18 protein-coding genes and 1 pseudogene are annotated in these 26,262 nt (G+C 56.8%); 8 read left to right on the top strand and 11 right to left on the bottom strand.

What is annotated here, in order from left to right:
• Positions 1-277 precede the first annotated feature (277 nt).
• The 8 genes from BCF46_RS19125 to BCF46_RS19090 form a co-directional block, all read right to left on the bottom strand.
• Entirely contained in the window at positions 278-2,866 is a 2,589-nt protein-coding gene (locus BCF46_RS19125) for an AMP-binding protein (protein ID WP_170157992.1), read from the bottom strand.
• A complete protein-coding gene (locus tag BCF46_RS19120) occupies positions 2,863-3,678 on the bottom strand; it encodes a GNAT family N-acetyltransferase (protein WP_121028292.1) in 816 nt (271 codons plus the stop codon). Before BCF46_RS19120 ends, BCF46_RS19125 begins: the two co-directional genes overlap by 4 nt.
• Complete coding sequence (locus BCF46_RS19115) at positions 3,675-4,493, bottom strand: hypothetical protein (protein WP_147436029.1); 819 nt, start codon at positions 4,491-4,493, stop codon at positions 3,675-3,677. The genes BCF46_RS19120 and BCF46_RS19115 overlap by 4 nt, the downstream gene beginning before the upstream one ends.
• 219 nt (positions 4,494-4,712) lie before the next feature.
• Positions 4,713-5,468, bottom strand: coding sequence for an aspartate/glutamate racemase family protein (locus BCF46_RS19110; RefSeq protein ID WP_121028284.1), 756 nt, complete (start codon positions 5,466-5,468; stop codon positions 4,713-4,715).
• Between the two features lie 106 nt (positions 5,469-5,574).
• Positions 5,575-6,375 (bottom strand): sulfotransferase family protein, encoded by an 801-nt coding sequence (locus BCF46_RS19105; protein ID WP_121028282.1) that lies wholly within the window; start codon positions 6,373-6,375, stop codon positions 5,575-5,577.
• A 156-nt stretch (positions 6,376-6,531) separates the two neighbouring features.
• Positions 6,532-7,362: a tyrosine-protein kinase family protein gene (locus BCF46_RS19100; protein WP_121028280.1), complete on the bottom strand. Its 831-nt coding sequence runs from the start codon at positions 7,360-7,362 to the stop codon at positions 6,532-6,534.
• A 44-nt stretch (positions 7,363-7,406) separates the two neighbouring features.
• Positions 7,407-8,945, bottom strand: coding sequence for a GumC family protein (locus tag BCF46_RS19095; protein WP_121028278.1), 1,539 nt, complete (start codon positions 8,943-8,945; stop codon positions 7,407-7,409).
• Positions 8,942-9,835, bottom strand: a complete 894-nt coding sequence (locus tag BCF46_RS19090; protein ID WP_121028276.1) for an ExeA family protein — start codon at positions 9,833-9,835, stop codon at positions 8,942-8,944. Before BCF46_RS19090 ends, BCF46_RS19095 begins: the two co-directional genes overlap by 4 nt.
• A 528-nt stretch (positions 9,836-10,363) precedes the next feature.
• Here BCF46_RS19090 and BCF46_RS19085 point away from each other — a divergent pair.
• From BCF46_RS19085 to BCF46_RS19060, 6 genes are all read left to right on the top strand, one after another.
• The gene (locus BCF46_RS19085) at positions 10,364-11,059 is read left to right on the top strand and encodes a sugar transferase (protein WP_121028274.1); all 696 of its coding nucleotides are present in this window, start codon (positions 10,364-10,366) and stop codon (positions 11,057-11,059) included.
• A 142-nt stretch (positions 11,060-11,201) separates the two neighbouring features.
• The gene (locus tag BCF46_RS19080) at positions 11,202-13,658 is read left to right on the top strand and encodes a tetratricopeptide repeat protein (protein WP_121028272.1); all 2,457 of its coding nucleotides are present in this window, start codon (positions 11,202-11,204) and stop codon (positions 13,656-13,658) included.
• A 183-nt stretch (positions 13,659-13,841) separates the two neighbouring features.
• Complete coding sequence (locus BCF46_RS19075) at positions 13,842-14,465, top strand: polysaccharide biosynthesis/export family protein (RefSeq protein ID WP_121028270.1); 624 nt, start codon at positions 13,842-13,844, stop codon at positions 14,463-14,465.
• A 22-nt stretch (positions 14,466-14,487) separates the two neighbouring features.
• Positions 14,488-15,885: a TonB-dependent receptor gene (locus BCF46_RS19070; RefSeq protein WP_121028268.1), complete on the top strand. Its 1,398-nt coding sequence runs from the start codon at positions 14,488-14,490 to the stop codon at positions 15,883-15,885.
• Positions 15,886-15,924: 39 nt separating this feature from the next.
• Positions 15,925-16,677: a rhomboid family intramembrane serine protease gene (locus BCF46_RS19065; RefSeq protein WP_121028266.1), complete on the top strand. Its 753-nt coding sequence runs from the start codon at positions 15,925-15,927 to the stop codon at positions 16,675-16,677.
• A gap of 515 nt (positions 16,678-17,192) precedes the next feature.
• Positions 17,193-20,384, top strand: coding sequence for a hypothetical protein (locus BCF46_RS19060; protein ID WP_147436028.1), 3,192 nt, complete (start codon positions 17,193-17,195; stop codon positions 20,382-20,384).
• 27 nt (positions 20,385-20,411) lie between these two features.
• On the opposite strand, the gene BCF46_RS19055 is transcribed toward BCF46_RS19060, so the two are convergent.
• From BCF46_RS19055 to BCF46_RS19045, 3 genes are all read right to left on the bottom strand, one after another.
• A complete protein-coding gene (locus tag BCF46_RS19055) occupies positions 20,412-21,566 on the bottom strand; it encodes an acyltransferase family protein (protein ID WP_121028262.1) in 1,155 nt (384 codons plus the stop codon).
• A gap of 207 nt (positions 21,567-21,773) precedes the next feature.
• On the bottom strand, positions 21,774-22,784 hold the full coding sequence (locus BCF46_RS19050; protein ID WP_121028260.1) for a ParB/RepB/Spo0J family partition protein: 1,011 nt from the start codon (positions 22,782-22,784) through the stop codon (positions 21,774-21,776).
• Positions 22,785-22,857: 73 nt separating this feature from the next.
• Positions 22,858-24,240: an AAA family ATPase gene (locus BCF46_RS19045; RefSeq protein WP_121028258.1), complete on the bottom strand. Its 1,383-nt coding sequence runs from the start codon at positions 24,238-24,240 to the stop codon at positions 22,858-22,860.
• A 486-nt stretch (positions 24,241-24,726) separates the two neighbouring features.
• Between BCF46_RS19045 and BCF46_RS19040 the strand changes: the two genes are divergently transcribed.
• Both BCF46_RS19040 and BCF46_RS19035 read left to right on the top strand, forming a co-directional pair.
• Positions 24,727-25,734 carry a replication initiator protein A gene (locus BCF46_RS19040; protein ID WP_245990287.1) on the top strand — a complete coding sequence of 336 codons (1,008 nt, stop codon included), beginning with the start codon at positions 24,727-24,729 and terminating at the stop codon, positions 25,732-25,734.
• A gap of 176 nt (positions 25,735-25,910) precedes the next feature.
• Positions 25,911-26,262, top strand: a pseudogene (locus BCF46_RS19035) (hypothetical protein); the annotation flags it as partial.

Genomic DNA, 26,262 nt, shown 5'->3' with positions numbered 1-26,262 from the left:
TTAACATATCCTTAACGTCATGGCAGCATAAATTCCGCATATTCTCCTTATTTTTGCCAATTTCTGGAATTTACAAAATATAACAGCAAACCACTGAATCTAAAACGATTAAAGCGTACACGCGGCCAAATTGCTCTGAACAAGTTCAGCTGCTTACCCCCCAAAAAGAGGCACTGTTCCCTGATTGGAAACAATATCCGGCGAGGATTAGCCTATTGTTACGGCTTCGATATTTTTCCCTTTTAAGGTGATTCTCACCCCATCCCGCGCCAGCAAATCAACACGTGCGACGACCCTGCAACCTTGGCAATTCTGCGTCTATTGCGGCAGCTAGGTTGGGAACATCTTCCTGAGTAAAGAGTGTGTTATGTAGTCCCGGGACATATGCCACCGTAAGGCCGTTCTGTGCCATCTCCTGCACACAAGACAGGTTGGCGCGCCGCCATTCCTGAGACACGAACAGGGCGACCTGACCTTCAAAAACAGACGGGCGATAGGCCGTAAAAAGCTCGGTGTAGCGACGATAAAGCCTCTGATCATTTTGCGACTTGCCCATGAGTGCGGCACGTCGTTCGGGGTCAATGTCGGCGAAACTATCCTGCGCCTTCTGCTTTCGCAGCATCCCTTTGAGCTTCTTGAAATAATAGGACGCCCCCAGATCGACCGCCCTCATCAACAACATCTTTGGGTTCGTCCTATGCTCCATGAAGAACGTATCAATAAGGAGAAGGCTGCATATAGCCCCGTGCCGTTGTTGCAGAACGCGCGCGGTCTCAATCGCGAGGCAGCCGTCCTGACAATACGCGAGCAACCTATAGGGACCGGTTGGGTGGGCGTCATATATCTGCTCTGCCAGTCGAACAGCCAAATCCTCGAGGGCCACAGTGTCGAGGGTCTCGATCAGATCATTCGTCAGGCCGAATATATTCAGATTGTAGACTGGATATGTCCCACCCAGCTGGGCCGCCAATACGCTGTAATTTCCGGTCGCATTCACAGTAAAGAGTGGCGGCTCTTCACCATCTCCGTTGCGCAAAAGCCTAAGCGATGCAGCCGCGTGACCACGCCCCGAGGCAATCGCCTCAGCAATATCCAACAATGTTTCGGTGTTGAAAATAAGCGTGGTCATGATGTCCACACCAAGCCTCTCGCTCAACGCCAAAGAGCAATGCACGGCAAGAAGGGAATTCCCTCCAGCGGCAAAAAAATTGTCCCTGCCAGAAAGCCCTTCGACGTTTAAAATTTCCTCGGCCACATCAATCACGACAGGGAGAAGGGCTTCAATCTCCGACGACATCTTACCGGGTTCCGGCAGATCCCCCGTGATTTCGGTTTTCGATGCAGATGCAAGAAAAGCAGATGCCTCCTGCGCCAGTTTCTGGATGTCCAGCTTGCCGTTCGCGGTGAGCGGAAAATGATCTCGCTCAATCAGCGCACGCGGCACAGCAGCAGACGGCAACAGCGAGGATAACTCCGACTTCAGGCCTCTTGGTGCAGCATCGACCCCATCCGTAGCAACATAGTGCGCGACAAGTATCGGGTCGCCCCCCTGTGCGGTCGTGACAACGCTGACCCATGCATCCGCGACCAAAGGCAAACTGCCAAGCGCCTCTCTTATTTCAGGCAGGCTGACGCGCACCCCATGGATTTTGACTTCACTTAAATCTAAGCGGCCCAAGACTTCTATGCGCCCACCGTCCAAACGCCGCCCCAAATCTCCGGTGCGATACCATTGCGCGCCATCCCGTTGAACGAACTTTTCAGCGGACAGGTCCGGTTTGCCTCGATATCCCCGCGCAACTGCGCAACCTCCGATCCAGATCTCGCCTGTCTCTCCCACGTCGACATCCCGGCCGTCAGCGCCTGTGACGCAGATGGCCGCAAACACTTGCGGCATGCATATACTCGTCTCAAGTGGCGGCGCATTTCGATCATAGGCGTGAAACGCGACACCGGGGGCCTCTGTGGCTCCATAAAAGCCGACAATGTCGGCGTTGAGCAAATCATGCGCCCTCTTTTGCAGATCCGCGGACAGCGTCTCGCCGCTGCAAAAGATACGTCGCACACCGCCAAGCCGGTCCGCGACACCCGATCGCAGGAAAACGTCGAGAAGACTTGGTGTGATCCTGAAAGTCGTAATTCCTTCACGGGCAATAAGGTTAGCAAGGTCGCGAGGTTCGGTACGACCGTTCGGATCAGCGATAACAGCACGAAAACCCATAAGCAGAGGGTAGAATATTTCATCAAGCATTCCGATGAAGCTTGAGGGGGTCCATGCGAGATCCACGGTTCCAGCGCCTGAGGGGCTTGCTTCGATGATCTTCTGCAATCTCCCAGTGTAATTGGCGTGCGTAATCTCGACCCCTTTGGGGCCGCCACCGGACCCTGACGTATAGACGACAAAGGCCAAATCGGGATCTGCGGGGACCACCTGTCCGGGCCCGTTATCCACGATATCAATTGAAGCCGAGGAGCCGGGGGGGCAGGAGGCGGATTTCTGTTGCGATCTCGTCATGACAAGTCGCGGATTGATATCAGCGAGAATGGCACGGCGGCGCTCCTCCGATGCCGTAGGATCAATTGGGACCACGCACCCTCCTGACATCACGACGCCGCACATTCCGATGACGAGCTCAAAAGAATGCTCGATCTCGACGGCCACAGGCTCCCCTGCAACAAGGCCGAGCCGGCTCAGCCTCGTTGCTGCATGGCGTGCTGCTTTGAGCAGATCTGCGCAGGTCAGCTCCGCACCACGAAACCGAAAAGCGCAGTGATCCGGATTCGCTTTAAGCGCCGGTGTGATCAGTTCGTGAAGATAGACAGGTGCGATCTTGGCCGTCGAAACTTGCGTTTCGGCGGTCGTCATGGCCGCCATCGATGAAGCAGAAGGGTACCGACATCAGTGAAGCCAAGGCCGCTCAGACCCCGCATTGAGGCTTCAGAATAAGCATGTACAAAGGCGTGCGTTCGGCCCTGCTGCGCCGCATCGTGCAGCCGCCGTTTCACAAGTGCACGGTAGATGCCGCGCCCTCGATGCCCTTCTTCGGTGCAAGATACTCTGAGCAAGACCGTAGGGCCCGTCCCAATATAGGATAAATACCCAACGCCCACCGGCGTATCGTCATCATCAACCATTGCGACATAGACGTCCGAGTTTTGAAGCGGGGAAGACGTCATATAGGCGTTATGAAATATTGTCCCGACCTCGTCGGGGACGTCGAACCCTTTTGCCATAAGCCGCCAAACACGGTCATCGGTATGATCAGAAACCTTCCGAATGCGGATACCAGCCTCTTGATCCAGCGGCTCGCCCGGTGCGATGGCCCTTACCATCGCTGTAACCTCCAGAGGCGGGCCGACGAAACCACGGCTTTCCAAGAGGGATAGCAGCCCGCTCTTGGCGCAACTCGGCCCGGTCATCCAGTCAAACCCGTGACCCATTTCGCCGCATCGCTCCAACACTTCGTCAAGTGCTGCGGTCGCAATAGCTTCGTCGTCTGTCGTCCAGCGCATCAAGCTGAGTACCGGATGTGGATGCGGCGATGTCCAGCCGTCAGCGCCAGCGATATTAACACAGTCAATCGTCCCGGGCTGAGAAATCAAACTGAAATGACTCGCAAGAATTTCTTCTGCGGATATTTCAGACGCCCCATCAGGGCGGCCGTCGATATGAGTCATTTTTTTCCGCCCCCTGAACGGTCGTGCGTATCCAGATAAAGCATGGAACGTCCGGCTTTGGTTAGGGCGGTGAGTTTTGGCAGTTCCTGTTCAAAAAGGCCCATCTCGATTTGCCAAAAGAACTTGGGTTGCGGGCCGGGATAAATATCCATCGTCGGGCCATTGCTGTAATAGGCATGAATCAAGACCGGCACTTCGCACAAAAAGAATTCGGCATAGCGCTCGAAACATCTCTCCGAGTCCAACTGTTTCACCGAGCTGATATGGTCATACAGGATGTCTCGAATACGTGTCCTGCCATGGAAGGCTGCGCTGAGTTCCTCGCGGTAGGTCTTCGGTGTGTTCTCTTCGATGTCGCGCCACTTCACGATATCCACACGCTCGGTTCGCTTGCCGTTAATGGCTTTCTGCACCATGCGCGTTATATCGGTAGACAGACGTTCGATTTTTGCGGCCTCTGCCTCTGGCAAATCATCGCTCTTGAATTCCGCCATGCTATTGTAGCGATACGGATCGTCGACCGGACACACATGACCATTGAGCCCGAAGCCGTCGCACAGGTCGATAAACCTATCAATATAGGGCCGGTTGAAGCCTCTGTTCTTGATGCTGATAAAAATCCATGCGTCACGCCCCTCCAAATCAAAATCGCCGGCGCGGTTCGTTAGAACACCACCAATTCCGGGCAGCATGCTTTCCTGGGCGGGGACCAACTCACTGACATTGAGCCCGGTTCGCGAAGATACATCCGCCGCGTCATCGGCAAGCGAATTTATCATTCGACCGCTATACATGACGTGCTTTGGCAGGCGCACTATGTTCAATTGACGTTTCGGTAGAAAAAGCTGTTTGCGCGAATTCGTGGTTTACCATGGCAAGAAAACACCTTTCGAATTTCGAAAAACACAATAAACGTACGATAATAGCACATGGTCCGCTATCTTTGGTTTCTAGTCAAGGTAACGCCGCTTGTAGAGAGCAGGACTTCGCGCATAAGGCTCTACCGGTAAACCTCATACCCCGTCGGCGTTTTACTACTTCAAAAAGCTTTCAAACTCAGGATATCCGCGACCGCTTTTCAGCTTCTTTTCCGGGTTCGGGTAGGCAGCTTTTGAATGACTAATACCGGTTTCCACCAAGGCTTTTGCAATTTTGACAGTGATCGGAATCGGGTCGATCACTGGCACAAACCACCCCGCATCGCGCAATTTTTCCTGAAGCGATTGTGCAAGGCCCACCATGCCGGTACAGCCGATTATAAGCGTGTCAGCCCCGTCATTTTCCAAAGCCAGAATGGCCTGCTCGAATAGCTTTTCCTTTAGCAAATCGCTTTCGCAATCCAATTCAAGGACCGGGACATCGACAGAGCGGGTGGACGCGTATTTGTCCCAGGCGCCATAAATGCGGGCTTGGTTCTCAAATCGGACGCGCATATTCGCAGCAACCGCCAAGACACTGTAACGATGCCCCAAAATGCACGCGAGGTTCATTGTCGTCTCGCATGGTCCAAGAACGGGAATTTCGACACATTCACGCGCGGGTCGCAAACCGGGGTCGCCCATACAATCGATAACGACAGCGTCAACGCCTTCGGCCTCAGCTTCAATAATCTTCGCGACGGTATCGGGCGCGGAAAGTATCTCATCAAGCTCGGTTTCAATAGAGGCTGCGCCCTTGCCGATTTCAACATAACTCAGGCGGTCTTCGGGCCCCAAGATCCCTTCAAAATCTGAAGCCTGAGTTAAACCGGTAGGAATGATCGGGGTAACGACGCGAATATGTAAGCTCATGGATTCTGGGCTAACATGATAACATCTGCCTACAAAGAGATTTGAGCTGGCGCAGATTTTGCCTGGCCCTGCGGGCTTTGGCCATGGATCGCGACCCAAGACGCATTCAGGCGCTTTTGTCGAATTCTGCTGCGGTCTTTGCCTCATGATAAAGCGCATTATCGGCAGGATAATACTCAGCAACAAATGACATCACGGCTTCCGAGGACATGAGAGTTTCATTAAGTTTTGGAGCACCGCTTTGCGTGAACGCTCGAAACGCGATTTCGCGTAGCGTCACATAGGCTTTCATCGAAAGATGCTTTTGGCCAACGCCCTTCAGCCACTTTAAAGTCTTTGTCAAAGCAGGGTAGCGATAGGTCACGGTCGGATTCCAGACCTTGTCTCGGATCAGGGTCAGCCCATGCCGGCGTTCCAACACCTCAAACAGCGCATCAACATGGTCCATCGCATAGACATGGGTGATCACGCGCGCGCCTTCGAGAAAGACATAATCTTCTTGCCGTGCAAACAGAATATGGGAGCGGTCGGGCAGCCCTTCGAGCCCTTGCATATACGCAATGACATCTTCGGCATGCGCTGCGATCTGCGCCGGGGTTAACTCACTCGGCTCCTGACCCTGATCTCGGATATATTGCGACATGCCGGAAACAAAGCGGTCCACGGGATCGCGCACGATCGTATAGGATACCACCGCGCGCAGCGCCTCGAAATCTTCTGGAAAATAGCGCGCCAACACGTCTAACGGCACATGGTTGCCGTTAATCCAGCCGAGTTGGGGGTGGTCTATGGAGTGATAGAATTTGCCTGCCGCATCATCTTGCTCACGCAATTGTTGGCGAATTGTTGACCCTGCGCATTTCGCAATATGGACAAATCCAAAATTCTTATCGCGATTTATTATCATCGTATGTCTACTTCAATCCGGTCCGGCAGGTAAGTTACTGTTTTATAGAAAGAGGCGCGGTTGAAGATACCGCGCGCCGGAAGCACTAAAGCTTCCCTGTAATCAAGGTTATGTTAATAATTACCAACATTTCCTTACTGCCTCCAGCTGAGCGGCTTAGCTATATTCGCCATAATATTGCTCTTCATCTGCTACATGGCGACAATTGTTCAGCACCACGCCCAAGACATTGGTGTGCTCGCCGACTTCTCGCTCGCAGATATCGAGCTCGCTCATGCGGGTCTGCTCGGCCCGCGCGACGATCAGCGCGCAATCAACATTTTTCAGGAAAGCCCGCGCATCATCGGTCACCAGCATCGGCGGCAAGTCAAAGATCATAATATCCGGAGTGAACTCCGTCTGAATGTCGTCGAGCACCTCAGAGGTCTGCTGCGCCAACAGCAACTGTGTCGGGTCGGAAACCGGATTATGCGCCATCGACAACGCCACATTCGTACGCAATCGCAGCATCTGTTCTTGCGGCGTCACATCACCTGTCAGCAGTGACTTGATGCCGTGCTGTGGTTTATGCCCCAAAACCTTGGCCACCCCGGGCCTGCGTAAATCCACGTCAAACAGCATGGTTCGGTTTTCACGTTGCCGCGAAAAGCCGACGGCCAAATTGCATGCAGTTGTCGTCTTGCCGCAGGATTTTGTCGGCGAGGTGATCGCCACGCGCTTCCAGCCGTTCTGGCGCATCAACAAGAACACCTTGGTGCGCAAAATGTCGAACGGGTTCGGCACGGCCTGCGCATTCAACGTCATGACGCGATTATGCATCAAGACGTCCAGGTTCGGCTCGAACGGCGTCAACTCATCCCAGACGGGCGGAACAGGCAACAGTACGCCACCTTTCAACGTGTCCGACGCCTTGCGTCCCGACGCGTCCGAGGTCACGTCACCACGCTGTTTTCGCGCTTTCCCGAGGGCTTTTTGCAGTTTTTCCATATCAGTGCGCTACTCGATCATAAATTTGTGACGACAACATCGTATCAGACAAGCTTGTCTTTGATCTTCTCGAACAGAAGATCCAGCGGCAGGTAGTATGTATCAATCGCCCATAAAGCTGCAGGCACACCAACCACAATGATCACCAGCAAGAGAACCTGATTGACCCGCCGCCATCGACGATGTGCCAAACTCTCGATACGTGGCACCGTGGCCAGCGGCGTGATCTGAAGCCCTTTGACGATATCGGCCGGGCGGCGGATGGTCTGGTTGATAAACTCTAGCAAAAGAAACAAGCCCGCTGCCAAACCCAGCCCCGCGGCGATACCCATGGCGACGATGGCGGGGCGGTTGGGGCTGGAGGGTTGCGTTGGCACACTGGCCGCTTCCAGCACCGAGATCCGCTCGCCCGAACCGGACAGCTCGACGCGCTCGCTCATGCGCGCCTGCGCCAGCCGGTTTACCGCACCGGAATACAGCGCTTGGATGTTTTGCAAATCGCGCTCCATGGCGCCAAGTGCGATGCCATTAGCCGGCGTGCGGTCGATCGTATCCTGCAAGGAGTTCAGCTCGGTATCTGTATCCGTGATTTCCTGACGCAAGGTCGAAATGCGCGAGTCCAGCTCTGCCAGACTAAGATCAAGCGCCGTGACCTGCGGGTTTTCTGATGACGTGCCGTCGCCAGCTTGCGGCACCTGCGCGGCGACCTCGGCGGTGAGCGCCGTTATCTGAGCCCGCAGATTTTTGATCTTCGGATTGTTCTCCGAGTAGACGCTCAGCGCCACGCGCAGCTGCCCTTCAAGGTTGCGCAGTTGCTCTTGCGCTGGCGTCAGCTTGGCGAACCGCGGCGCCTCGATCGTGCCTGTCGTCTCGAAGACACGCTGGATGGTGGCGCGCTGTGCCTCCAGCCCCTCCAGATCGCGTTCTGCGCGGGACAGCCGTTCTTGCAAAAGTGATTGCCGTCCCAAGCGGTAATCAAGATTTTCCGGTAGAGCCTCGGCGTTCTCGGCTTTGAAAGAAACAATCTTGGAGCTTTGAATATCAAGGTTCTCCGACAGGGTATTTACCTCCTGCTCGAAAAACGACAGCGTGCCTTCGGCGCTTCTGGTGCGGAAGGCAGAGTTGGTCTCCAACACGATGGACACATAGCGGTTGACCACCTCGGCGACCTTTCTAGGGGACCGCCCTTCGAAGCTGATCGACATCAATGTCGCCTTATCGCGCCCCGAGGTGCGCCTGATTTTGGTGGCAGCGCGCATCGCCCCGACAATCTGGTCAGGGCTCAACTCGGCGGCGTTTGGAAAGACATTTACCTGATTGGCGATGTCGATCAGGTTGGCGCGGGTCATCAGCCGTTGCTGGATCACCTCTAGCTGCTCGGACGCGTTGACCTGCACGGTCGAGCGCACCAGATCATCCGAAATCTGGGCAGACTCAACCAGCAGCGTGGCCTTCGTTTGGTATAAGGTCGGCAGTCGGAATGCGATTACGGCCCCTGCAATCGCCACCATCAAAAACAGCAGCACCATCACCGGCAACCGCCGCGACAGAAGCTTCAAGTAAAATTTAAAATCCGAAATCATTCTGCTATTTTTCCGCCTGAGCTAATCTGGTTGTGCAAGACATACACCTCGCGCGGCTCTATTTCTTTGGTCTTTATGAACAGCCCGTCAGCCAACAACTCACGGATCAGGTCAATCCCGACGCATGTGCGCTCCACGGACGCGGCATAAACCAAGGCCATGTCGCAAAGCTTGTTGACCAGACGCGGTACACCACCGGTTTCCTGATAGATGAGCTTAATCGCAAAACTTGAAATCTCATCTCCGGTGCCGCCCACATGCTGTAGCCGGTGACGAATGTAGTCGCGGGTCTCGCTGGCATCGAGCGGGCGCAAATGGCAGGTCGCCGATACCCGTTGGGCAAACTGGCGCAATCCGGGGCTTGTGACCATGTCGCGTAATTCGGGCTGGCCCACCAGAACCATCTGCAACAGCTCATCCTTGCCGGAATTGATGTTGGTGAACATACGCAGTTCCTCAAGCGCCCCGATCGTCAGGTTCTGCGCCTCGTCAATCACCAGGATCACATGCCGGTTCGCCGCGTATTCCGAAATCACAAAATCCTGAAACCGCTGGAACATTGAAATGTAGTTGTCTTGCGGATCCGTCGGCAGGCCCAAAGAGTACAACACCCAGTGCAGCAGATCGCCCTTGCCCCCTTGCGCATTGGAGATCAGGCCCACGGTCGTCCCCGGGCCCAGCGTCGACAGCAATTGCTGGACCAGTGTGGTTTTGCCCGCCCCGACATCGCCGGTAACGACAGTCAGCGGCGCACGGGTCATGACCCCATATTCCAAAACGGTGAAAGCGCGTTTGTGGCTTTTGGACCAAAACAGAAAATCTGGGTCGGGCGACAAGGTAAAAGGCCGCTCGGTGAAGCCGAAAAACACTGTGTAGAGCTCAGAACTCATAATATCGGCCACCCTCAATCAATAGCGACGTCTTAACGAAGTCTGCTCATACCGTGAACGCTTGTACATTTCGACCACGCAAAGCGCAGCCTGTCGTCTCATTATATATGAAAGGCGGCAAAAATAGGAACCACCCGCGTCGCTATTTGGTCACAACACTGCCGTCCTAATGCGGCAAACACTGACTACAAGAGCATTTTGACGTCGATTCGAGAGTGCTCGGACCTGAAATGGACGGAAATCTTAGAAATTCGTTAACAAAACCCGACTTTTTTGAAGATTGTCCTGCCCAACCTATGTAAATCTCAGTGTGATGACGCGCCTAATTCAGGCCGGATGCCTATAAAACAGGCGTATGCTCCCATAAATACTGGCGTTTCATCAAAGAAAGACTCGCAAATTAGCCGGTATCAATATATTTATATTAATTGTCGCTAGGCGATATCTGCTCACGCGACCGTGTGTAAATTGGCACATTGATGCCAAATGTATTTAGTTTAGGGGCCGGTACTGCTGCCGGAAGTTTATATGCCTTTTGATATTAACGATGGTGAATACGACGCCAAGCTGGCATCGCATCTAAGAACGCTGCCAAGCCAGCGCATAACCAACAACCCGCAGTTTTACCGCAATACCGGCAAACGTGTTGCTGATATCGTTTTGGTAGTTCTCACCCTGCCGATCAGCTTGGTCCTGATTTTGGGAGCCGCACTGTTGGTGGCGCTCGATGGCGGCAATCCATTCTATACCCAACGCCGTATCGGCCAGGGTGGCCGCGAATTCCGGATGCTCAAACTGCGCACGATGGTGCCGAATGCCTGCTCCAAACTCGAACAATATCTGGCCACCAATCCGGCGGCCAAAGCTGAATGGGACGCCACCCAGAAGCTGAAGAATGATCCGCGTATCACGACTATTGGTCGCGTTTTGCGCAAATGCTCCATCGACGAGCTGCCACAGCTGCTTAACGTCCTGTTTGGCTCCATGTCGCTGGTCGGACCACGTCCGATGATGGTATCGCAAAAAGGCATGTATCACGGCCATGGATACTATGCGCTGCGCCCCGGATTAACCGGGTTCTGGCAGATCACTGATCGCAACGAATGCGACTTCCGTGACCGCGTGCAACATGACGACGCTTATAACCGGTCGGTCTCGTTTGCCACGGACGCAGTTGTGATCTTGCGGACCTTCAATGTGGTGCTTCGCGGCACTGGGTATTGATCTCAGTCTGAAAACTGCGTCATCTTAGCATTTCAAAAGGGGCAAACATATTGTTTTGCCCCAAAATGCATCATGTCGATGACAAAGTGTCTTTGGCTGATAAAATAAAGCACAATCGCTTTAAATACATGAGGTATCGCACGTGCGTTTGGGTTCCCTAAGAAAATCTGTCCTGCCCTTATTGGTTTGTCTCGCCGTCGCCGGCTGTTGGAAATCCTCCGAAGAACGTGCTGCAGAGCATTACGATAACGGCCTCAAGCTGGTCGCAGAGGGTGACTTTGACCGTGCATTGGTCGAATTCCGCAACACGCTGAAACTGTCCAAAAACAATACTGACGCGCGGCGCCAGATGGCGCAGATATTCAAAGAGCGCGGCAATTTTCAGGCCGCCTACCGAAATTACCTAAGCGTGGTCGAGAAGAACCCCGAAGATCTCGAAGGGCGCATGGCGCTGAGCGAGCTGTCCTTTGCGATACGTGACTGGGAAGAATTTGACCGCCACTCCGCTGTTGCCGTCAGCCTCGCCCCCAATGACCCGGCGGTGCAAGCCATCAATACAGGCGTGCAATACCGCAATGCGGTTTTGGCAGAGGACTCGGCACTGCGCGACAGCTTGCTGGCCCAAGCCGAAACCCTTTCCCCTGACCAGCCAGATAATGAAATTTTGCGCCAGATTCTGATCGACGGCTATGTCTCTCAGGAAAAGTTCGACAAAGCCTTGTCGGAACTGGAAAAATCCATCGAAAACGACCCTGACGAGCTGAAGCTCTACTCTGCCAAGCTAGAACTCTTCGCGCGCCAGAACCGGCCCGACGCCATGGAAGAGGAAATGCGCCGCATGGTGGTGCAATTCCCGGAAGACGCGAATGTCAAAAGCACCCTGCTGCGCTTCCTGATCAGCCGCGATAAGCCCGATGAGGCCGAAGCTTTCCTACGCAACACCATGGCCTCAGCACCCGATGACAAGACCCGGATCGGCACATATACCAGCCTGATCCAGTTCCTGCTCGCCACTCAAGGAACAGAAGCCGCCTTGGCCGAACTGGAAACGGGTCTGGCCAAAGAGCCCGGTCAGGACACGCTACGCACCTTGCGCGCGTCGATCAATTTCGACACCGGCAAGCGCAGCGAAGGCATCACCGAGTTGCAGGACATCCTCAGTGCAGAATCCTCTACCCTGAGCAAAACCGAACAGCAGAATATCAAAGTTGCCCTCGCCAAAATGCTGGTGACCGATGGCAACGAGGTTGGTGGCCGCAAGCTGGTCGAAGAAATTCTAGCCGAAGATCCCAATTCCGTCGGTGCCTTGAAAATGCAGGCGGTCTGGTTGACCCGTGAGGACAACACAGACGGAGCCATCAACGCTCTGCGCACCGCGCTCGACGCGGCCCCCCAGGATGCCGAAGCTATGACCCTGATGGCCGAAGCTTATAAGCGGGCCGGCAACACCGAGTTGATGCTGAACTTTCTGTCCCTCGCAGTCGAAGCCTCCAACAGTGCCCCGCTTCAAGCGTTGCGCTATGCAGCGGCGCTCAATCAAGCGGACAAGCCGCTACAGGCGGAATCGGTCCTGATCAACGCGCTGCGTATCACGCCGGGGAATGTCGATGTGCTCACCGCGTTGGGTCAGATTTACCTTGCCATAGACGACGTACCGCGTGCCAGACAGGCGGTTGATACTCTGCGCAAAATAGAAACTGACAACGCGCAAAGCAACGCAAACGCACTCAACATAGAGCTGCTGGCCCGCGAGTCCGGTGTAGAGGAAGCCCTTGGCTATCTCGAAGGTCTCTCGCAGGAGTCAGGGGCCACCGGGGCGCAAGCCAAACTCGCCCTGCTGCGCGCGCGACTGGAAAATGGCGAAGGCGATGCCGCGCTGGAATACGCCAAATCGCTGGTGGCAGAGGATCCCGAGAACCTGCAATTGCGCAACGCTCTGGCCCTGACCTATGCCTCCGTACGCGATTACACGGCGGCAGAAACCGAATTCAAGGCCGTACTGGACGCCAATCCTACAGTTGTACCGGTCTGGCTGCAGTTGGCCCGCGTCTATATCGCAAAGGGCGATCAGCCAGCCGCTATTGCCGCAATCGACGACGGGCTTGAAGCCGTGCCCGGGGCCCCCGACCTGCTTTGGGGCAAAGCCTCTTTCATGCAGAACGCCGGTGACGTTGGCGGGGCGATCGACATTTACGAGGAGCTTTACAAAAGGTTCTCCGGATCGCCGGTGATCGCCAATAACCTCGCCAGCCTGCTCAGCACCTACCGCGCCGATGATCCAGACAGCATCGCACGGGCACAGGTTATCGCGCGGCGTCTCAAAGACAGCGATCTGCCCGCGTTCCAAGACACCTATGGCTGGCTCCAGCACCTCGATGGCGACCATGAGGCCGCCCGCAGCTACCTTGAGCCTGCCGCCGAAGGACTGCCAGACGATGTCTCGGTACAAGTGCATCTGGGGATGGTCTATGCGGCTCTTGACCGGAAAGAAGACGCCCTGCGCCAACTGCAAAAGGCCATCACCACGGCCGGCCCGCTCGGCACAGAAGCACTGGTCGAGGCCGCCCGCGCCAAAATTGCGGAGCTAGAGGCACAATAATGCCCGTGAAATGAGATTTCCGGGCCTAAAACCAGAGGCCGGACCACAATCAGAGTGGCCCGGCAGGCACATTAGCCGCCCTAGAGTCATCTGAGCACTTTATGTTTGGTAAAAATCAGCACATAACTTGCATAATCAGGTCCGCTTGCGGCACCATAATGCCGTTACCGAATGAGGTTTGATATGAAACAGTTGATGACCGCCCTGACGGGCTTGATCTTTGCGCTCACCTTAGGGTTCGCCGCGCAAGCACAAAGCAATTACCGCATCAAGTCCGGCGACACGATCACCGTCGAGGTACTCGAAGACAGCCAGCTGAACCGTTCGCTTCTGGTTCTGCCCGGCGGCACGGTCGACTTTCCCTATGCCGGCACCGTGACAGCCAGCGGGCGCACCGTGGGTCAGGTCCAGCAGGCGATCAAGGCCGGCATCGCGCCGCAATTCGCCAGTGAGCCAACCGTTTTTGTTTCTGTCAGCGCGCTGCGCCCGGTCGTTCGGTCCTCTGGCGGCGGCGCCCCCGCTGCTCCGGCGACAATCGACATCTATTTCACCGGTGAAGTCAGCGCCCCCGGCATCAAGAAGGTGGCCCCAGGCACGACCTTCCTGCAAGCCATGGCGCAAAGCGGCGGGTTTTCCAACTTCGCCGCCACCAAGCGTGTTCAGCTACGCCGCACCGATACCAGCGGGCAGCAGACAACCAGCATTATCAATTACCGCGCCCTCGCCAGAGGCGCGCGTCTGGCCAACGAAATCTATCTCCAGGATGGCGACGTGATCCTGGTACCCGAACGCAGACTGTTCGAATAATCCAAAGCCCGTGGGGGCCGCAGTGACAATAAAAAGAAAAAGCGCCGCAAACGGCGTAAAACAGGCACTACTCGCAAGCGTATTGATCGCAGTGCCACTGGCGCTGCCTTCCGGGCTGTCTTGGGCCGCCGAAGGCTTGAGCGGGCAATTCACCTTGGGCCAAAAGCTGCAGCACACGAATAAAACCGGCGTGACCTCGCGCCAGGACGAGGGCGCAATCTCGCGTACCGATCTTGGGGTCAGCCTGACATCGGAAACCCGCAGCCAGACCTTGTCCTTTCGCGCCGATACCGGGCTCAGCTACAACTTCTCCGACGTCGGCATCATGGACCGCTTTCAGATCGAGGATCCGCGGGTCGAGCTTGCCTACAAGCTACAAAGCCGCAACTCGGAGCTGACATTCGACGCCGATTACCGGCGCGCAGATCTGGATGAAACCGCCTTTATCGACAACGGGCTGATTGTGCAGGAGATCGTGACCGGCACAGGGCGTCGCGAGACCTATGCCTTGCGCTCGGGGCTAACGGTCGGCCGCGAGGGCCCGACAAAGCTGGAGCTGAACCTGCTCTATGGCGAGACAAACTACTCAGGAACCACCGATCCCGGTCTGGTCGACACCACCACCCAACAGATCGACGGGCGGCTGACCTTCCAGATCAGCCCCGTGGCCTCGGTCAATGTTTTCGCCTCCCACAAAGAGCTTGATGCGGAAACCGTAGGCTCCAATGACCGCACGACAGATCGTGTCGGCATCGGGGGCAGTTATGACATCACCCCGACCCTGACCGCCACGGCTGAAGTCTCCCATGACAAGATCGAAACCGACAATAACGCGGGCACGATCACCACCACAGATGGCATTGGCTATAGCTTCGGCCTGAGCCGCACATTGCCCAATGGCGAGCTGACCTTCGATTTCTCCGAAGAAGAAACTGTCAACGGCAAGCGCCGGCAAGCCACTGTCGGGCGTCAAACCACCTTCAAGCGCGGCACGATGGCCTATTCGCTTGGCGTAACCAAAACCGATGGGCTCTCGGCGCAACCGCTGGCCAATCTCAACGTCAATTACGAGCTCGACAAGCTGTCTTCCCTGAAGCTGACGGTCAGTCAGGCCTCTAGTGTAAACGATGACGACGAGACAACCATCAACAGCCGCCTCGGCCTCACCTATGCGCGCGAACTCAGCGCGCTAAGCTCCCTGACAGCGGGGCTGCAAGTTACCGATCGAAATACTTTGACAGCAGGCGGCGAGGATCAGACCTCGGTGCGGCTGAACCTGTCACATCGCTACGAAGTCGGCGGAGACTGGGAGTTGGTGTCGGGCTATACTTATACAAAGACCAAGCGTGACACGCAGGCCGACCGCAAGACGTCAACGCTGTTTGTCGGCCTTGAGAGGGCATTTGATTTCCGCCCCTGACCTCTTGGCTTTCTGTCAGGCACGGCTGAGAATGCAGCCATGAAGCTCGACCTCCCTTCCCTTCCCGACCGGGCCGATATCGCGCGGATGTGGCCGGTCTATGGATTGATCGTGATTTGCGTCGCCGTAGAGGCCGTGCTGCTTTTGGGGGACTCCGGATGGATCGCCGCGCCCCGATTGCGCCAAAGCGCTTATGAATATGCCGGCTTCTGGCCAGGGCTTTTGGGCCGCTGGACCCCGAATTACGCAGTACAGCCCTACACCATGTTTCTCACCTACGCTGTTTTGCATGGGGGGCTGACCCATCTTGTGGTCAACATGTTCACCCTGTTCAGCCTTGGCCGCGCGGTCGTGGACAGGGTTGGCCAATGGGGGTTCGTGGCTCTTTATACCGCGTCTGTCCTGGGCGGTGCCTTGGGGTTTGGGCTGCTCGCCAAATCCACGCAGCCCATGGTTGGCGCGTCGGGCGGGCTGTTTGGGCTCATAGGCGGCATTCTGGCATGGAACTATATCGACCGCTTCATCACCGCGCGCAGGCTCTGGCCGGTGTGGCGCGCGGTGGGGCTACTGGTGCTGCTCAATCTGGTCTTATGGTGGGCCATGGACGGGCTTTTGGCCTGGCAAACCCATTTGGGCGGCTTCCTTGCCGGTTGGGTGGCTGCCCTGCTGATTGATCCGCGCGCAGTACCGGCGGATTCCAGCGAGATGCTGTCACCCGACGGGCAGAATGGCGCCGATGACGCCCCTGCCCCGCTCTCAGGGGCTTCCCACAAGGATCGCGACACGCGGTAAAGGTCGCGCGCCGCGGTTCGGGCACATGATTTCGAGACGGCTCAACATGTGGATTGCCACATCAGCGCCTTGAAACCTCACGAGATTCACCCTCAGGACCCTCGATCATTTCCAAATCAGAAACACTGATTTGGGTCGGGTTTTCCCTACTTTTTTTAACCCGTCCCCTCCCCTTGCCAGATTAAGGCAAGCCCGCTGCGTGCGGAACTTCGCCACCCCGCGCGAGGAAATTCGCCGAGCGGGTCCATACAGGCTTGGCGCGCAGGGTTGTTTCGCATCGACAGATGCCGCACTTCCGGCCCCTCAAATCAGCAAAAAAACCCAAAAGGAACGCCACATTCCTGCCTCGAAAAAATCAGCCTGCGGACACCCTATTAACCATAAACCGACACGGAAGCAGGTGATGGATTGTTCACGACTGTGCTGGAATGAAAAAGCGGATAACGTATAAATGGAATTTAGAAACCTTGTTGTGGGCCAGGCCCTGCAAGCACGTACCATTTGTCTGGGGATACATGAGTACCAAACGAAATCCGCCTGCGCGGCCCATCATCTGGGCTCGTGTTAAGATGCTGGCTGCAATTCTCGCACTCTTAGGCGCTCTCGCTGGCATGGCTGGTGGCGGCGGTGGTGGAAGCAAGGCTGCGACGCCTGCTGCCCCGGCTCAACCAGGAACCTCTCCGTCAGACCCCGAGACCGTGGTCACACCGGATCCCGAGGCTGATGTCGTCGTAGAACCCGTAACAAACCCTGACCCTGTTGTGGTTCCACAGCCGACCCCTACAACGCCTGTCGTCGTTGTAGAGCCTACTCCCGAACCGGCCCCCGAGCCGGACCCCGTTGTCGTCGTAGAACCAACACCCGACCCTGTTGTCCCACCGGTCGTCGTGGATCCGACACCTGATCCAGAGCCCCCGACCGACCCTGTTGTCGTGGAGCCTTCCGGTCCCCCGACCCTTGGCTCGTTCAACGCCACTGCGACCGCAGGACGCGTGACAACGCTCGAAATCGACAACGCCGAAAATCTTGTTGGAGTGAAAATCATCTCCGGCCCGGACTATGGCAATGTGACAGTCAATCCAGACAACACCCTCGCCCTCGTGCTTACGGGAACGTCCGACACCACAGATCTGTCCTTCAGCTTTGAAGCCACCTACGCAGACGGCACCAGCACGATCTATGATGCCGGTGTCGACGTCTCTGCGGGCAGTCAGGCTGGCGGCTGGGGCATGGGCGAGTTTTACATGCTCCAAACCGATCAGGACAACAATCTGGTCGTCGAGCATGGCTTCAATCACGTCAAAGTCCACATCTCGGGCGATAACGACGCGCTGAGTCTTCAAGACATTGCCAATCTCGAGGGTATCAACGTCTCTGAAATCAACGGGAAGTGGTTTGAATCCCATTCCGAATACGGCGCCGATCCCGATATGGCGCTGGCCGAAGATGCAGGCAGAATGCTGTGGTCGCAACTGACCGGCACCGGCACTGAGCCCTCCTCGCACTGGCTGCTGTTCGAAGCCGGCCACGAGTATAGCGAAATGGGCCCCATCCTTGACCGGGGGACGACAGGCGAAAGTGAATTGAACCCGATCTATGTCGGATCTTATGGAAACGGCGAGCAACCGATCATCTCCTCACCAATGAATTTGGCTCAAGACGGCTATGAAAACGTTGTTTTTCAAGGCATTGAGTTCACTGGCGGCATCCGTTTCCTGCGCGGTGAGAACATCGCATTTGACGATATCAGCATCACCGGCGAAGAAGCTGTGTTCCAAAACATCGAGAACATTACTTTCCGCAATGCCGATGTGACCGACGTCGTGCACGAGGTTCCAAACGAGCTCAATGCAACAATCTGGTCCCCGCATGTCAACCGCATGACCGGGATTTACGGCAACAACAATCACGGGATGCTGCTCGAAGACCTGTATCTGGACCATAATGCCTGGGCAGATGACTATGAGGCAGATTTGTCTCTCAGCGGCGGCATGCCTCCCAGCCTTTATAGCCATAATATCTACCTCAATTATGGCAACTCCGATGTTACGCTGCGCGACACGATCACCGCGCGCGGGGCCTCATTCGGGGCGCAGGTCCGCTCTGGCGGATTCATCGAAAACAACGTCTTCTTGGACAATAACGCCGGTGTAAATTTCTTGGGCGGGACCGTCGAAGACGGCGTCAACCAAGGCAATTACACACTCTTCATGGACAATGTCGTCACATCCGGTGCGCATAAAGAAGTCACTGTGGGCCCGAAAGGCGGATTGACCATCGGTGCCGTTAGCAAAGCTGCGGATGCGACACTGATCAACAACATTATCACCCATCTTGCAGACCCCAATGATCCTGCCGATCTGGCCGGAAAATATACCGGCCATCAGGCTCTAAACCTGCAAGAAGCGCCCCTTTATAACGACACGATCATCTACAATTGGGTCGGCGGGCGCAACGTAGACAAGCAAGACCAGTTTGACCAGAATATCGACGGTCTGAACACCTCGGTCCTTGACGCCACCACCATCCAGAACTTCGCAGCCGACCTGCTGGGCGATCCTGACGCCACCATTGCTGACCTCGCAGAGCACCTGCGGGCGCAGGCCGATGGCGCACTTGCCGATGTCGTCGATGCCGACCTGATCATTGCCTTCTTCCAGAAAGGCTTCGGCATTGAAGTCGACCTGCGCGAAGATGCGGGCTCCTTGCGCTTTGTTCCCAATCATCTGGGCGACGGGGTGCGGTGGGACAACAGCCTGAACTGGGATAGCGGCTATCTGCCAGGGTCTGACGAAGGTCCGGCAGCCAATGATAGTGTCGATTTGGGCGGAAACTGGGTCAATTACGGTGGCACCACGACGATCGAAAACCTCGATCTGGGCGAGGGCGGCAAGCTCAACGTCACCCATGGGTATCTGGAGGTCGACGGCGACCTGAATGTCGGTGACACCGGCGGCGCGCTTGATATCGACGGCGCAGGTCAGATCTGGCTGAGCGGCTATGGCGACGACGACCTTCTGAAAATCAACGTCGATGGTGGCCGGTTTGCCAACACCGGGCTGGTTGATGGCACGGTCGAGGTAAACATCACCGATAATGCGCAGGTTCTTCTGGGCACCGACGATGACATATTCGCCGTGGACGCAAATAGCAGCCTCACCATCGACGGTGATGACAGTAAAGTCGGCTTTGATGGCGAGGAAGGCGGCACTGGTGTGCTGCTGCTGAACGATAACTCGACCTTGTCCTACATCGCGGATCAAGATGGCCTGGGTCAGGTCAGTGAATTCTACAGCGGCCATTTCGACACCCCGAAAGACGGCTCTGGCATTCAATCCGGTGTCAATCTGGGCAATGCCGACCTGCATATCGACGTTTCGGCCTTGGCCGGCGGGATCGCCATCAGCGAGACACTGATCACCGTCGACGACATCATCGGCAGCTTTGACGAGATCGTCATCACCGGGCTAGGCAACACACAAGACGCCAAGGTCTGGTATGATTATGACGCTGACACCGTCACCCTGACGCTCAGCGCAGCCGGCACAGGCACCGGTGCTGTCAGTACAGTGGTGGCAGGCGATGAGACCAACGCGCAGGCCAATGACGACCTGTGGGCGGCTCTGACCAGCGGTCACGGCACATTTGCAGAAGATGCGCCCGAAGATGACCCTCTGGACGGCATGGCAGATAGCTTCATTCTCTAAACAAGCTCCCAGAGCCTATATAAGACCTCAGGAGGGGCGTGACGCCCCTTCCCCCTCGCCAATGGGTCTGCTGCGCCCCTTGAGGCGCAGGAAAGCCGCTTCGAGGCTGCGGAAGCTCACTTCGGCAATGAGGATCGAGATCACGGCAAACAAAAGCGTTTGCGCCCATGGCTCCAGCGCAGACGGAAGCCCCAGCCGCGCGCCTATTTCGACGCCGAAATGCCGCCCGATCATGTGATACAGGTAAAGCCCGTAGCTGATCTCGCCGATCCGCGCAGGAAGGCGCCATGAGAATACGCCTGCCAACAGGTGATCCTCACGCAGCACGATCGAGGCCAGACACAGCGCCATCACGCTGTGCATCACAACATTTGGCCACCCTTCCAGCATCCCCGGAATAAACTGCAACACGGCCCCAAGCGCCACAAACAGCACCACAGGGGCGACGCGATGGCCCAGCAGTCGGTAAAGCCCTGCAAACCCGCTAGGCATATGCAGCACCACAGCCAAAAGCGCGCCAATCAGAATGGCGCTGTACCCCGTAGCCGGAAGCCGCCACAGCGCGTGCTCGGTGCGCAGCCCGCCGCCCTGCCCGATCATTCCGGTGGCAACGGCAATGCACCCCGCGATCAGCCCCAGCAACATCCAGATCCGCGCCCTGCCCCGTCCAGCACGTGCGGGCACCAGCAACAGCAATAGCGGCCAGATCATGTAATATTGCTCTTCTACCGCCAGCGACCATGTGATCGTCAGCAACGGGATGTCCTCAACCAGCATGTTGGACAGGAACAGGTAGTAATACGGCACCAATGGCACCAAGGCGCCCTGCCCTTTCACGAGGATGAAATAAGCCGAGACCACCGTGACGACGAAAAAATAAACCGGAACGATGCGCAGGATCCGCCGCCAGTAGAACCCGCGCAGCGAAAAACGGCCTTCGCGGTCTTCTTCACGCAGCAGCAATGTGGTGATCAGAAACCCGCTCAGGACGAAGAAAAAATCCACGCCCACAAAGCCACGCAGCAACGCCAACGGTGCGTCCGGCCAAGCCCCGCGCACAGGGCTGTGGTGCCACATCACGGCGATGATACACACGAAGCGCAGCCCGTTCAGGGACCCGAAAAAACGCGTTGCGCGATAGCGGCTGTAAGGCGTGTCGTCGGGTAAATCTGTGTCGGGCAAATCGGCACTCGTATTGGTTGGCGAAACGGGGCGGTTACGCTCCCTGATAACTCATTCCACAAGGCGAGGCGAGGGCGCAGCGTTTCGCGCGCGAAACAGACTCTATAGATGGGCAGACTCGCCACGTATAAGTGCGTCCGGCAAAAGTGCTTAGAAAATTTATAAATTTTTCAATGACTTAACAATATCGGTTTCGCACGCGAAACATTAGCGCGTGCCGAGCCAACGGATCAGGTCTTGCTCCAACGCGTCAGTCACACCCCGTCCTGACAGGACAAGCCGACCGGAGCGGGCGCTTAACGCAACACCGGGGGCGACTTCGACAGGGGCAGGTTTGGCCGGCTTGGCGGCACCGCCCTTACGCAACACCTGCTCCAACACCGCGCGCTCGGCATCCGGATCAGCGCTGCCCGCCTGCTGCAACGCGTCGTCCACCCGTGCGGCAAAACCCGCATCCGCGTCCAGCGCCTTGACCAGCGCGAGGCCCAACCGCTCCGGGATATGGGCCGGGAAGGACAGCTGGCTACCGAGCCCCTCGTGCAGTCTGACAAAGGAATTGATCTTGGACCGCCGCGCCCGACTGCCAGAGGCAAACAATGCGCGTACGGCTTCCATGCTATCGGGGTAGACCCCAAGACGCGCCGCCTCGCTGGCAAGCCGCGCCCGTTCGTAGAAAGACAGATTGGAGCGAATTTCGTTCTCTTCGACCATGGCGACATAGCTGTCGGTCACAGACGTAATCGGCTTGATTAGAGCCTGAATTTTGGCAAATCGACTTTCCCCCGTCTCTGCATGCAGCGCGGCAAAAGCAGACAGCCGCCGCCAGCCCGAGATCAACCCGTAGCCACCGCCCTCAAGCGCGATCACCTCGATCGGGGTTTGCTGTCCGCGCGCCAGCAGGCTGGTTTTCAACGCATCCATTTCCTGCGTATCAACACCCATACGGTCCCGCAAAAGATGGTCCGCCTTGATGTCGTCCAACGCAATGTCTTGTACCAGCCGTCCTGACACCCGCGCCGTTTCCAGCGCCGTCGCCAGCTCCTCCAACGCCGCGTGGGCCGCCGTGTCCCCTGCCACCTGCGCGATAGGGGCACGGGTTACACCACTCGGGGCGACACCCAACGGATAATGCGCCTTGGTCTCCAGCGCGGCCGAGGACGCGAGGGAGGGGGTGCTCTCGGTCAGAGCCGCGGGGGTCAGACGTTTGCGTTTGGCCATGGGGCGCTCCTTTTGGAAATGTCCGCCGGAGATATCCCGACACGGTTAGCAACCTGTGAGCCCTGCGCGCGCATCACTCGGCCGCCTTGGCTGTCTCCAGCTCGTCACGCCGCCAAATCCCCAGCAATAGAGTCTTGAATGCGGCATATGTCTCGTCGAAGGTGGCGCGCCCACGGGCATAGGTTTCGCGATTGAAGTCGCGGTAATCCGCCTCGTAGATACCGTTTACGCTTTCACCGGCCTGCCCGATCAGTGCGGTGAAATCCTGCCTGTAGGGCTGCAAGGTGCGCCCCAGATAGGCCTGGATCAATCCCGCCATCTCGGCCTGTTGGGCGCCGTCATATCGTGTGATCACCGCCCGCACGGCATCCCATTCAAACGCCATTTCAGGCCGCCCGAGCGCGCGCGCCGCGACGTTCTCGCCTTCTTCAATCGAATGAAAGGTGGAATGCAGCATGTCGAAGAACCGCCCCGTGCTATCAAATTCCAAAAACGACGCGCCCAGCGGCACCAGCAGAATATCCGCCGCCGACAGTCCATTGATCGTCAGATAGCCGAGGGCAGGGGGGGTATCGAGGAAAACCAGATCATATTCGTCCAGCACGCCGTCTGCTTCCAGCACGTCCGTCAGCGCATCCCAGAGCTTCCAGCCACGCGACTGCATGCGCCAGACGGGGATCTGGAACTCGGACCAATACAGGTTCAGCTGCGCGCCGATCAGGTCGATATTGGGCCAATGGGTGGATTGGATGACATCCTTTGTTTTGACATCAAGGGCCTCGGATAGAGTCTCTTCCAGCGCAATCGGGGCCTCACCGCGATCAAGGCGGCGTTGATTGTCGGCCTGTAGGGTCGTGGCGTAGTGACGGGCAAGCAGGGGGAAGACAGTGGTCCATTCGTCTTCGACCTTGCCGCCAAAAATCGAGGTCATCGAGCCTTGGCTATCAAGGTCGATGACCAGCACCTTATAGCCGTCCAGCGCCGCAGACATCGCCAGATGCGCACAGGTGGAGGTTTTACCCACACCGCCCTTGAAATTGGCCACCGCCACGATCTTGGCAGGCTGGCCTTTGGGCCGGTAGGGCAGGTAGTCCTTCGATTTCGAGCCCTCAGCGGCGAAATGGGCGCGCAGACGCAGCACCTCGTCCAATGTGAACCACTTGGCCCCGCCATCGGTCTCCGAGCGCCCCTGAGGCAGATCCGGGTTGCTGCGGAGGACCCTCCGGAAATGGGCAGGGGCCACGGGGATCAGATATTTGGTGATTTCCCATGTCGAGAACTGGCGCAGCATTTTGCCGCCGCCTTCGCTGAGGCCCCGACCGGTCAGATCGGTGCGCCCTTGCTGGCAGGCTTGTGCTATTGCTTCAAAACCGTTTGTCCCCATAGGAGGCTCAAGCTGGCTCAGCGCCTCGTCGGGCGAGATGTTGAAATACGGTGGCAGGCTGTCACTGCTCATGACGCAACCTCTTTGTTTTATGATCCATCGCGTCTTATGTGACACGTTTAGGCTCAAGTAACACAAAAGCTGTGACATGGGAAGAAGGAGCGCAGGTTGTTCTGCTTTTCTTTAAGTTTTCTTAGCAAAATCCCGTCTTTTGCCAGTTTGCACTGAACTGGCAGGGAAGGAAAAGAAAAAAATACCTGTTATGAATCTAGTTATATATACGTTACGGGCTTTGCCGCGTTTCCTCAGGCGCTTATAAATAAAGGCTATTCTGCCATTCCTTTAAGGCTGCCCGACTCTGAACCCACGATAAAGCGACTCTGATCCCACGTTCATCCGACTCCGATCCCCCGATAGCAGAGGCTGGACCGGACCCCTGTGGATAACTAATGTGGGTGTCAATGAAACAACGAATCCTCCCGCCGCATAAACGCGGACCAAACGAGGGGGATCGCGCCTGAGGTCAAAAGGCCCGGGCATTGAGAGCAGGACGGTGACATGAGTGCAGCAGCACCAATGTCTGGTGCGGGCGGAGTGCCCAGCCAGACGCGCGATTTTTTCGTATGCGATTTTATGGGTGCAGTGCCCAAGCATGATTTGGCCTCGATGGAGCATCCGATCTTTTCGCTATCCACAAGACCGGACCGTCGCATCCTGAGCTATTCGCACAATAACTCTGAAATCACTGTGACCCCGTCGGTCAAAGGGCGTGCCACGATCTTTGACGCGGATATTCTGATTTTCTGCATCTCTCAGCTGATGGCGGCGATCAATGCGGGCCGTGCGGTCAGCCGGACCTTGACCCTGACCGCCCATGATTTGTTGCTGGCCACACAGCGCGAAACTTCTGGTGACAGCTACCGCCGCTTGCGTGACGCGTTCGAGCGGCTGGCGGGCACCCGCATCACCACCAATATCGTCACCGGTGATCGGGAAGTTACATCGGGCTTCGGGCTGATCGAAAGCTGGGAAATCGTGCGCAAGACCAGAGCGGGCCGGATGGTGTCGGTGAGTATCACGCTGTCGGACTGGCTGTTTCAGGCGGTGTGTTCCAAATCGGTGCTGACGCTCAGCCGCGACTACTTCTCGTTGCGCAAACCGCTGGAGCGGCGGTTATACGAATTGGCGCGCAAACATTGCGGCCGACAACCCAGCTGGCAGGTCTCGGTAGAAACGCTATTGAAGAAAACCGGCTCTGCATCCCCGCGCCGTGTGTTCCGTGCGATGGTCCGCGAGATCATCAAGGCGGATGGAATGCCGGATTACACGCTGGTCGAGGAGCCCGGTGACATCATCCGCATCACCCCGCGCAGTGCGGTGATCGAGCCCGGAACCGGCCCTCATCTCAGTGCCGATGCGCTGGAAGACGCCCGTCGTCTTCTGCCCGGCGCGGATGTTTACGCATTAGAGGCGGAGTGGCGTGACTGGTGGGCCAGTTCCGGCCGCCCCAAATTGCGCTCCGCTGATCGGGCGTTCTTGGGCTGGGTGGGCAAGAAGGCGGGGTAACTGCCGTGGAAAAACTCATAGCATGTGTCCGCGGAGGAGCCGCCGCACCAGGGGGGAAGGGGGATGGCTGGCAGCTTGTTGTCGGAGATCCCAGTATTTTGGGTTGGGCCATTGCCGCGCTGTATTTGGCAAGCTGTCTGGCTGCTTTAAGTATGCTTTTGCCGGCGCAAAACCACATGCAGGAACGACGTGTCTGGCTGTTTCTAGCACTTCTGTTGGGTGCGCTGGCCATCAACAAAGAGCTGGACTTGCAATCGCTATTGTTTGCGACCGCGCGCTGTGCGGCGCGGCTGCAAGGTTGGTACGAGGCGCGCTACGTTGTGAAACTGGCGGCCTTGGGCGTGCTGATCTTGCTGTGCCTCGGAGCGGGCCTGTGGCTGCGACGCGGGCAGCAAGGCTATGGCGCAGAATTCCGCCCTGTTGTGGCGGGGGTCGTTTGCGTTGCCGGTTTTTTACTTCTGCGCGTGGCGCAAATTGAAAAGCTAGATCGCGCGCTCAATACACCAGTACTGGGTGGGATGGCGCTTT

This window comes from Litoreibacter meonggei, from assembly GCF_003663885.1.
In the GTDB taxonomy this organism is placed as follows: Bacteria; Pseudomonadota; Alphaproteobacteria; order Rhodobacterales; family Rhodobacteraceae; genus Litoreibacter; species Litoreibacter meonggei.
The sequence above is the reverse complement of the archived record's forward strand: the minus strand, read 5'-3'. Positions and strand labels throughout refer to the sequence as shown.

What these genes read in the sequence shown, in the direction of transcription:
- BCF46_RS19060 (WP_147436028.1), top strand. Translation starts at nt 17,193, where the DNA reads ATGAGTACCAAACGAAATCCGCCTGCGCGGCCCATCATCTGGGCTCGT.
- BCF46_RS19090 (WP_121028276.1), bottom strand. Translation starts at nt 9,835, where the DNA reads ATGAGTTCTGAGCTCTACACAGTGTTTTTCGGCTTCACCGAGCGGCCT.
- BCF46_RS19065 (WP_121028266.1), top strand. Translation starts at nt 15,925, where the DNA reads ATGAAGCTCGACCTCCCTTCCCTTCCCGACCGGGCCGATATCGCGCGG.
- BCF46_RS19105 (WP_121028282.1), bottom strand. Translation starts at nt 6,375, where the DNA reads ATGATAATAAATCGCGATAAGAATTTTGGATTTGTCCATATTGCGAAA.
- BCF46_RS19075 (WP_121028270.1), top strand. Translation starts at nt 13,842, where the DNA reads ATGAAACAGTTGATGACCGCCCTGACGGGCTTGATCTTTGCGCTCACC.
- BCF46_RS19095 (WP_121028278.1), bottom strand. Translation starts at nt 8,945, where the DNA reads ATGATTTCGGATTTTAAATTTTACTTGAAGCTTCTGTCGCGGCGGTTG.
- BCF46_RS19085 (WP_121028274.1), top strand. Translation starts at nt 10,364, where the DNA reads ATGCCTTTTGATATTAACGATGGTGAATACGACGCCAAGCTGGCATCG.
- BCF46_RS19045 (WP_121028258.1), bottom strand. Translation starts at nt 24,240, where the DNA reads ATGAGCAGTGACAGCCTGCCACCGTATTTCAACATCTCGCCCGACGAG.
- BCF46_RS19050 (WP_121028260.1), bottom strand. Translation starts at nt 22,784, where the DNA reads ATGGCCAAACGCAAACGTCTGACCCCCGCGGCTCTGACCGAGAGCACC.
- BCF46_RS19125 (WP_170157992.1), bottom strand. Translation starts at nt 2,866, where the DNA reads ATGACGACCGCCGAAACGCAAGTTTCGACGGCCAAGATCGCACCTGTC.
- BCF46_RS19100 (WP_121028280.1), bottom strand. Translation starts at nt 7,362, where the DNA reads ATGGAAAAACTGCAAAAAGCCCTCGGGAAAGCGCGAAAACAGCGTGGT.
- BCF46_RS19040 (WP_245990287.1), top strand. Translation starts at nt 24,727, where the DNA reads ATGAGTGCAGCAGCACCAATGTCTGGTGCGGGCGGAGTGCCCAGCCAG.
- BCF46_RS19110 (WP_121028284.1), bottom strand. Translation starts at nt 5,468, where the DNA reads ATGAGCTTACATATTCGCGTCGTTACCCCGATCATTCCTACCGGTTTA.
- BCF46_RS19120 (WP_121028292.1), bottom strand. Translation starts at nt 3,678, where the DNA reads ATGACTCATATCGACGGCCGCCCTGATGGGGCGTCTGAAATATCCGCA.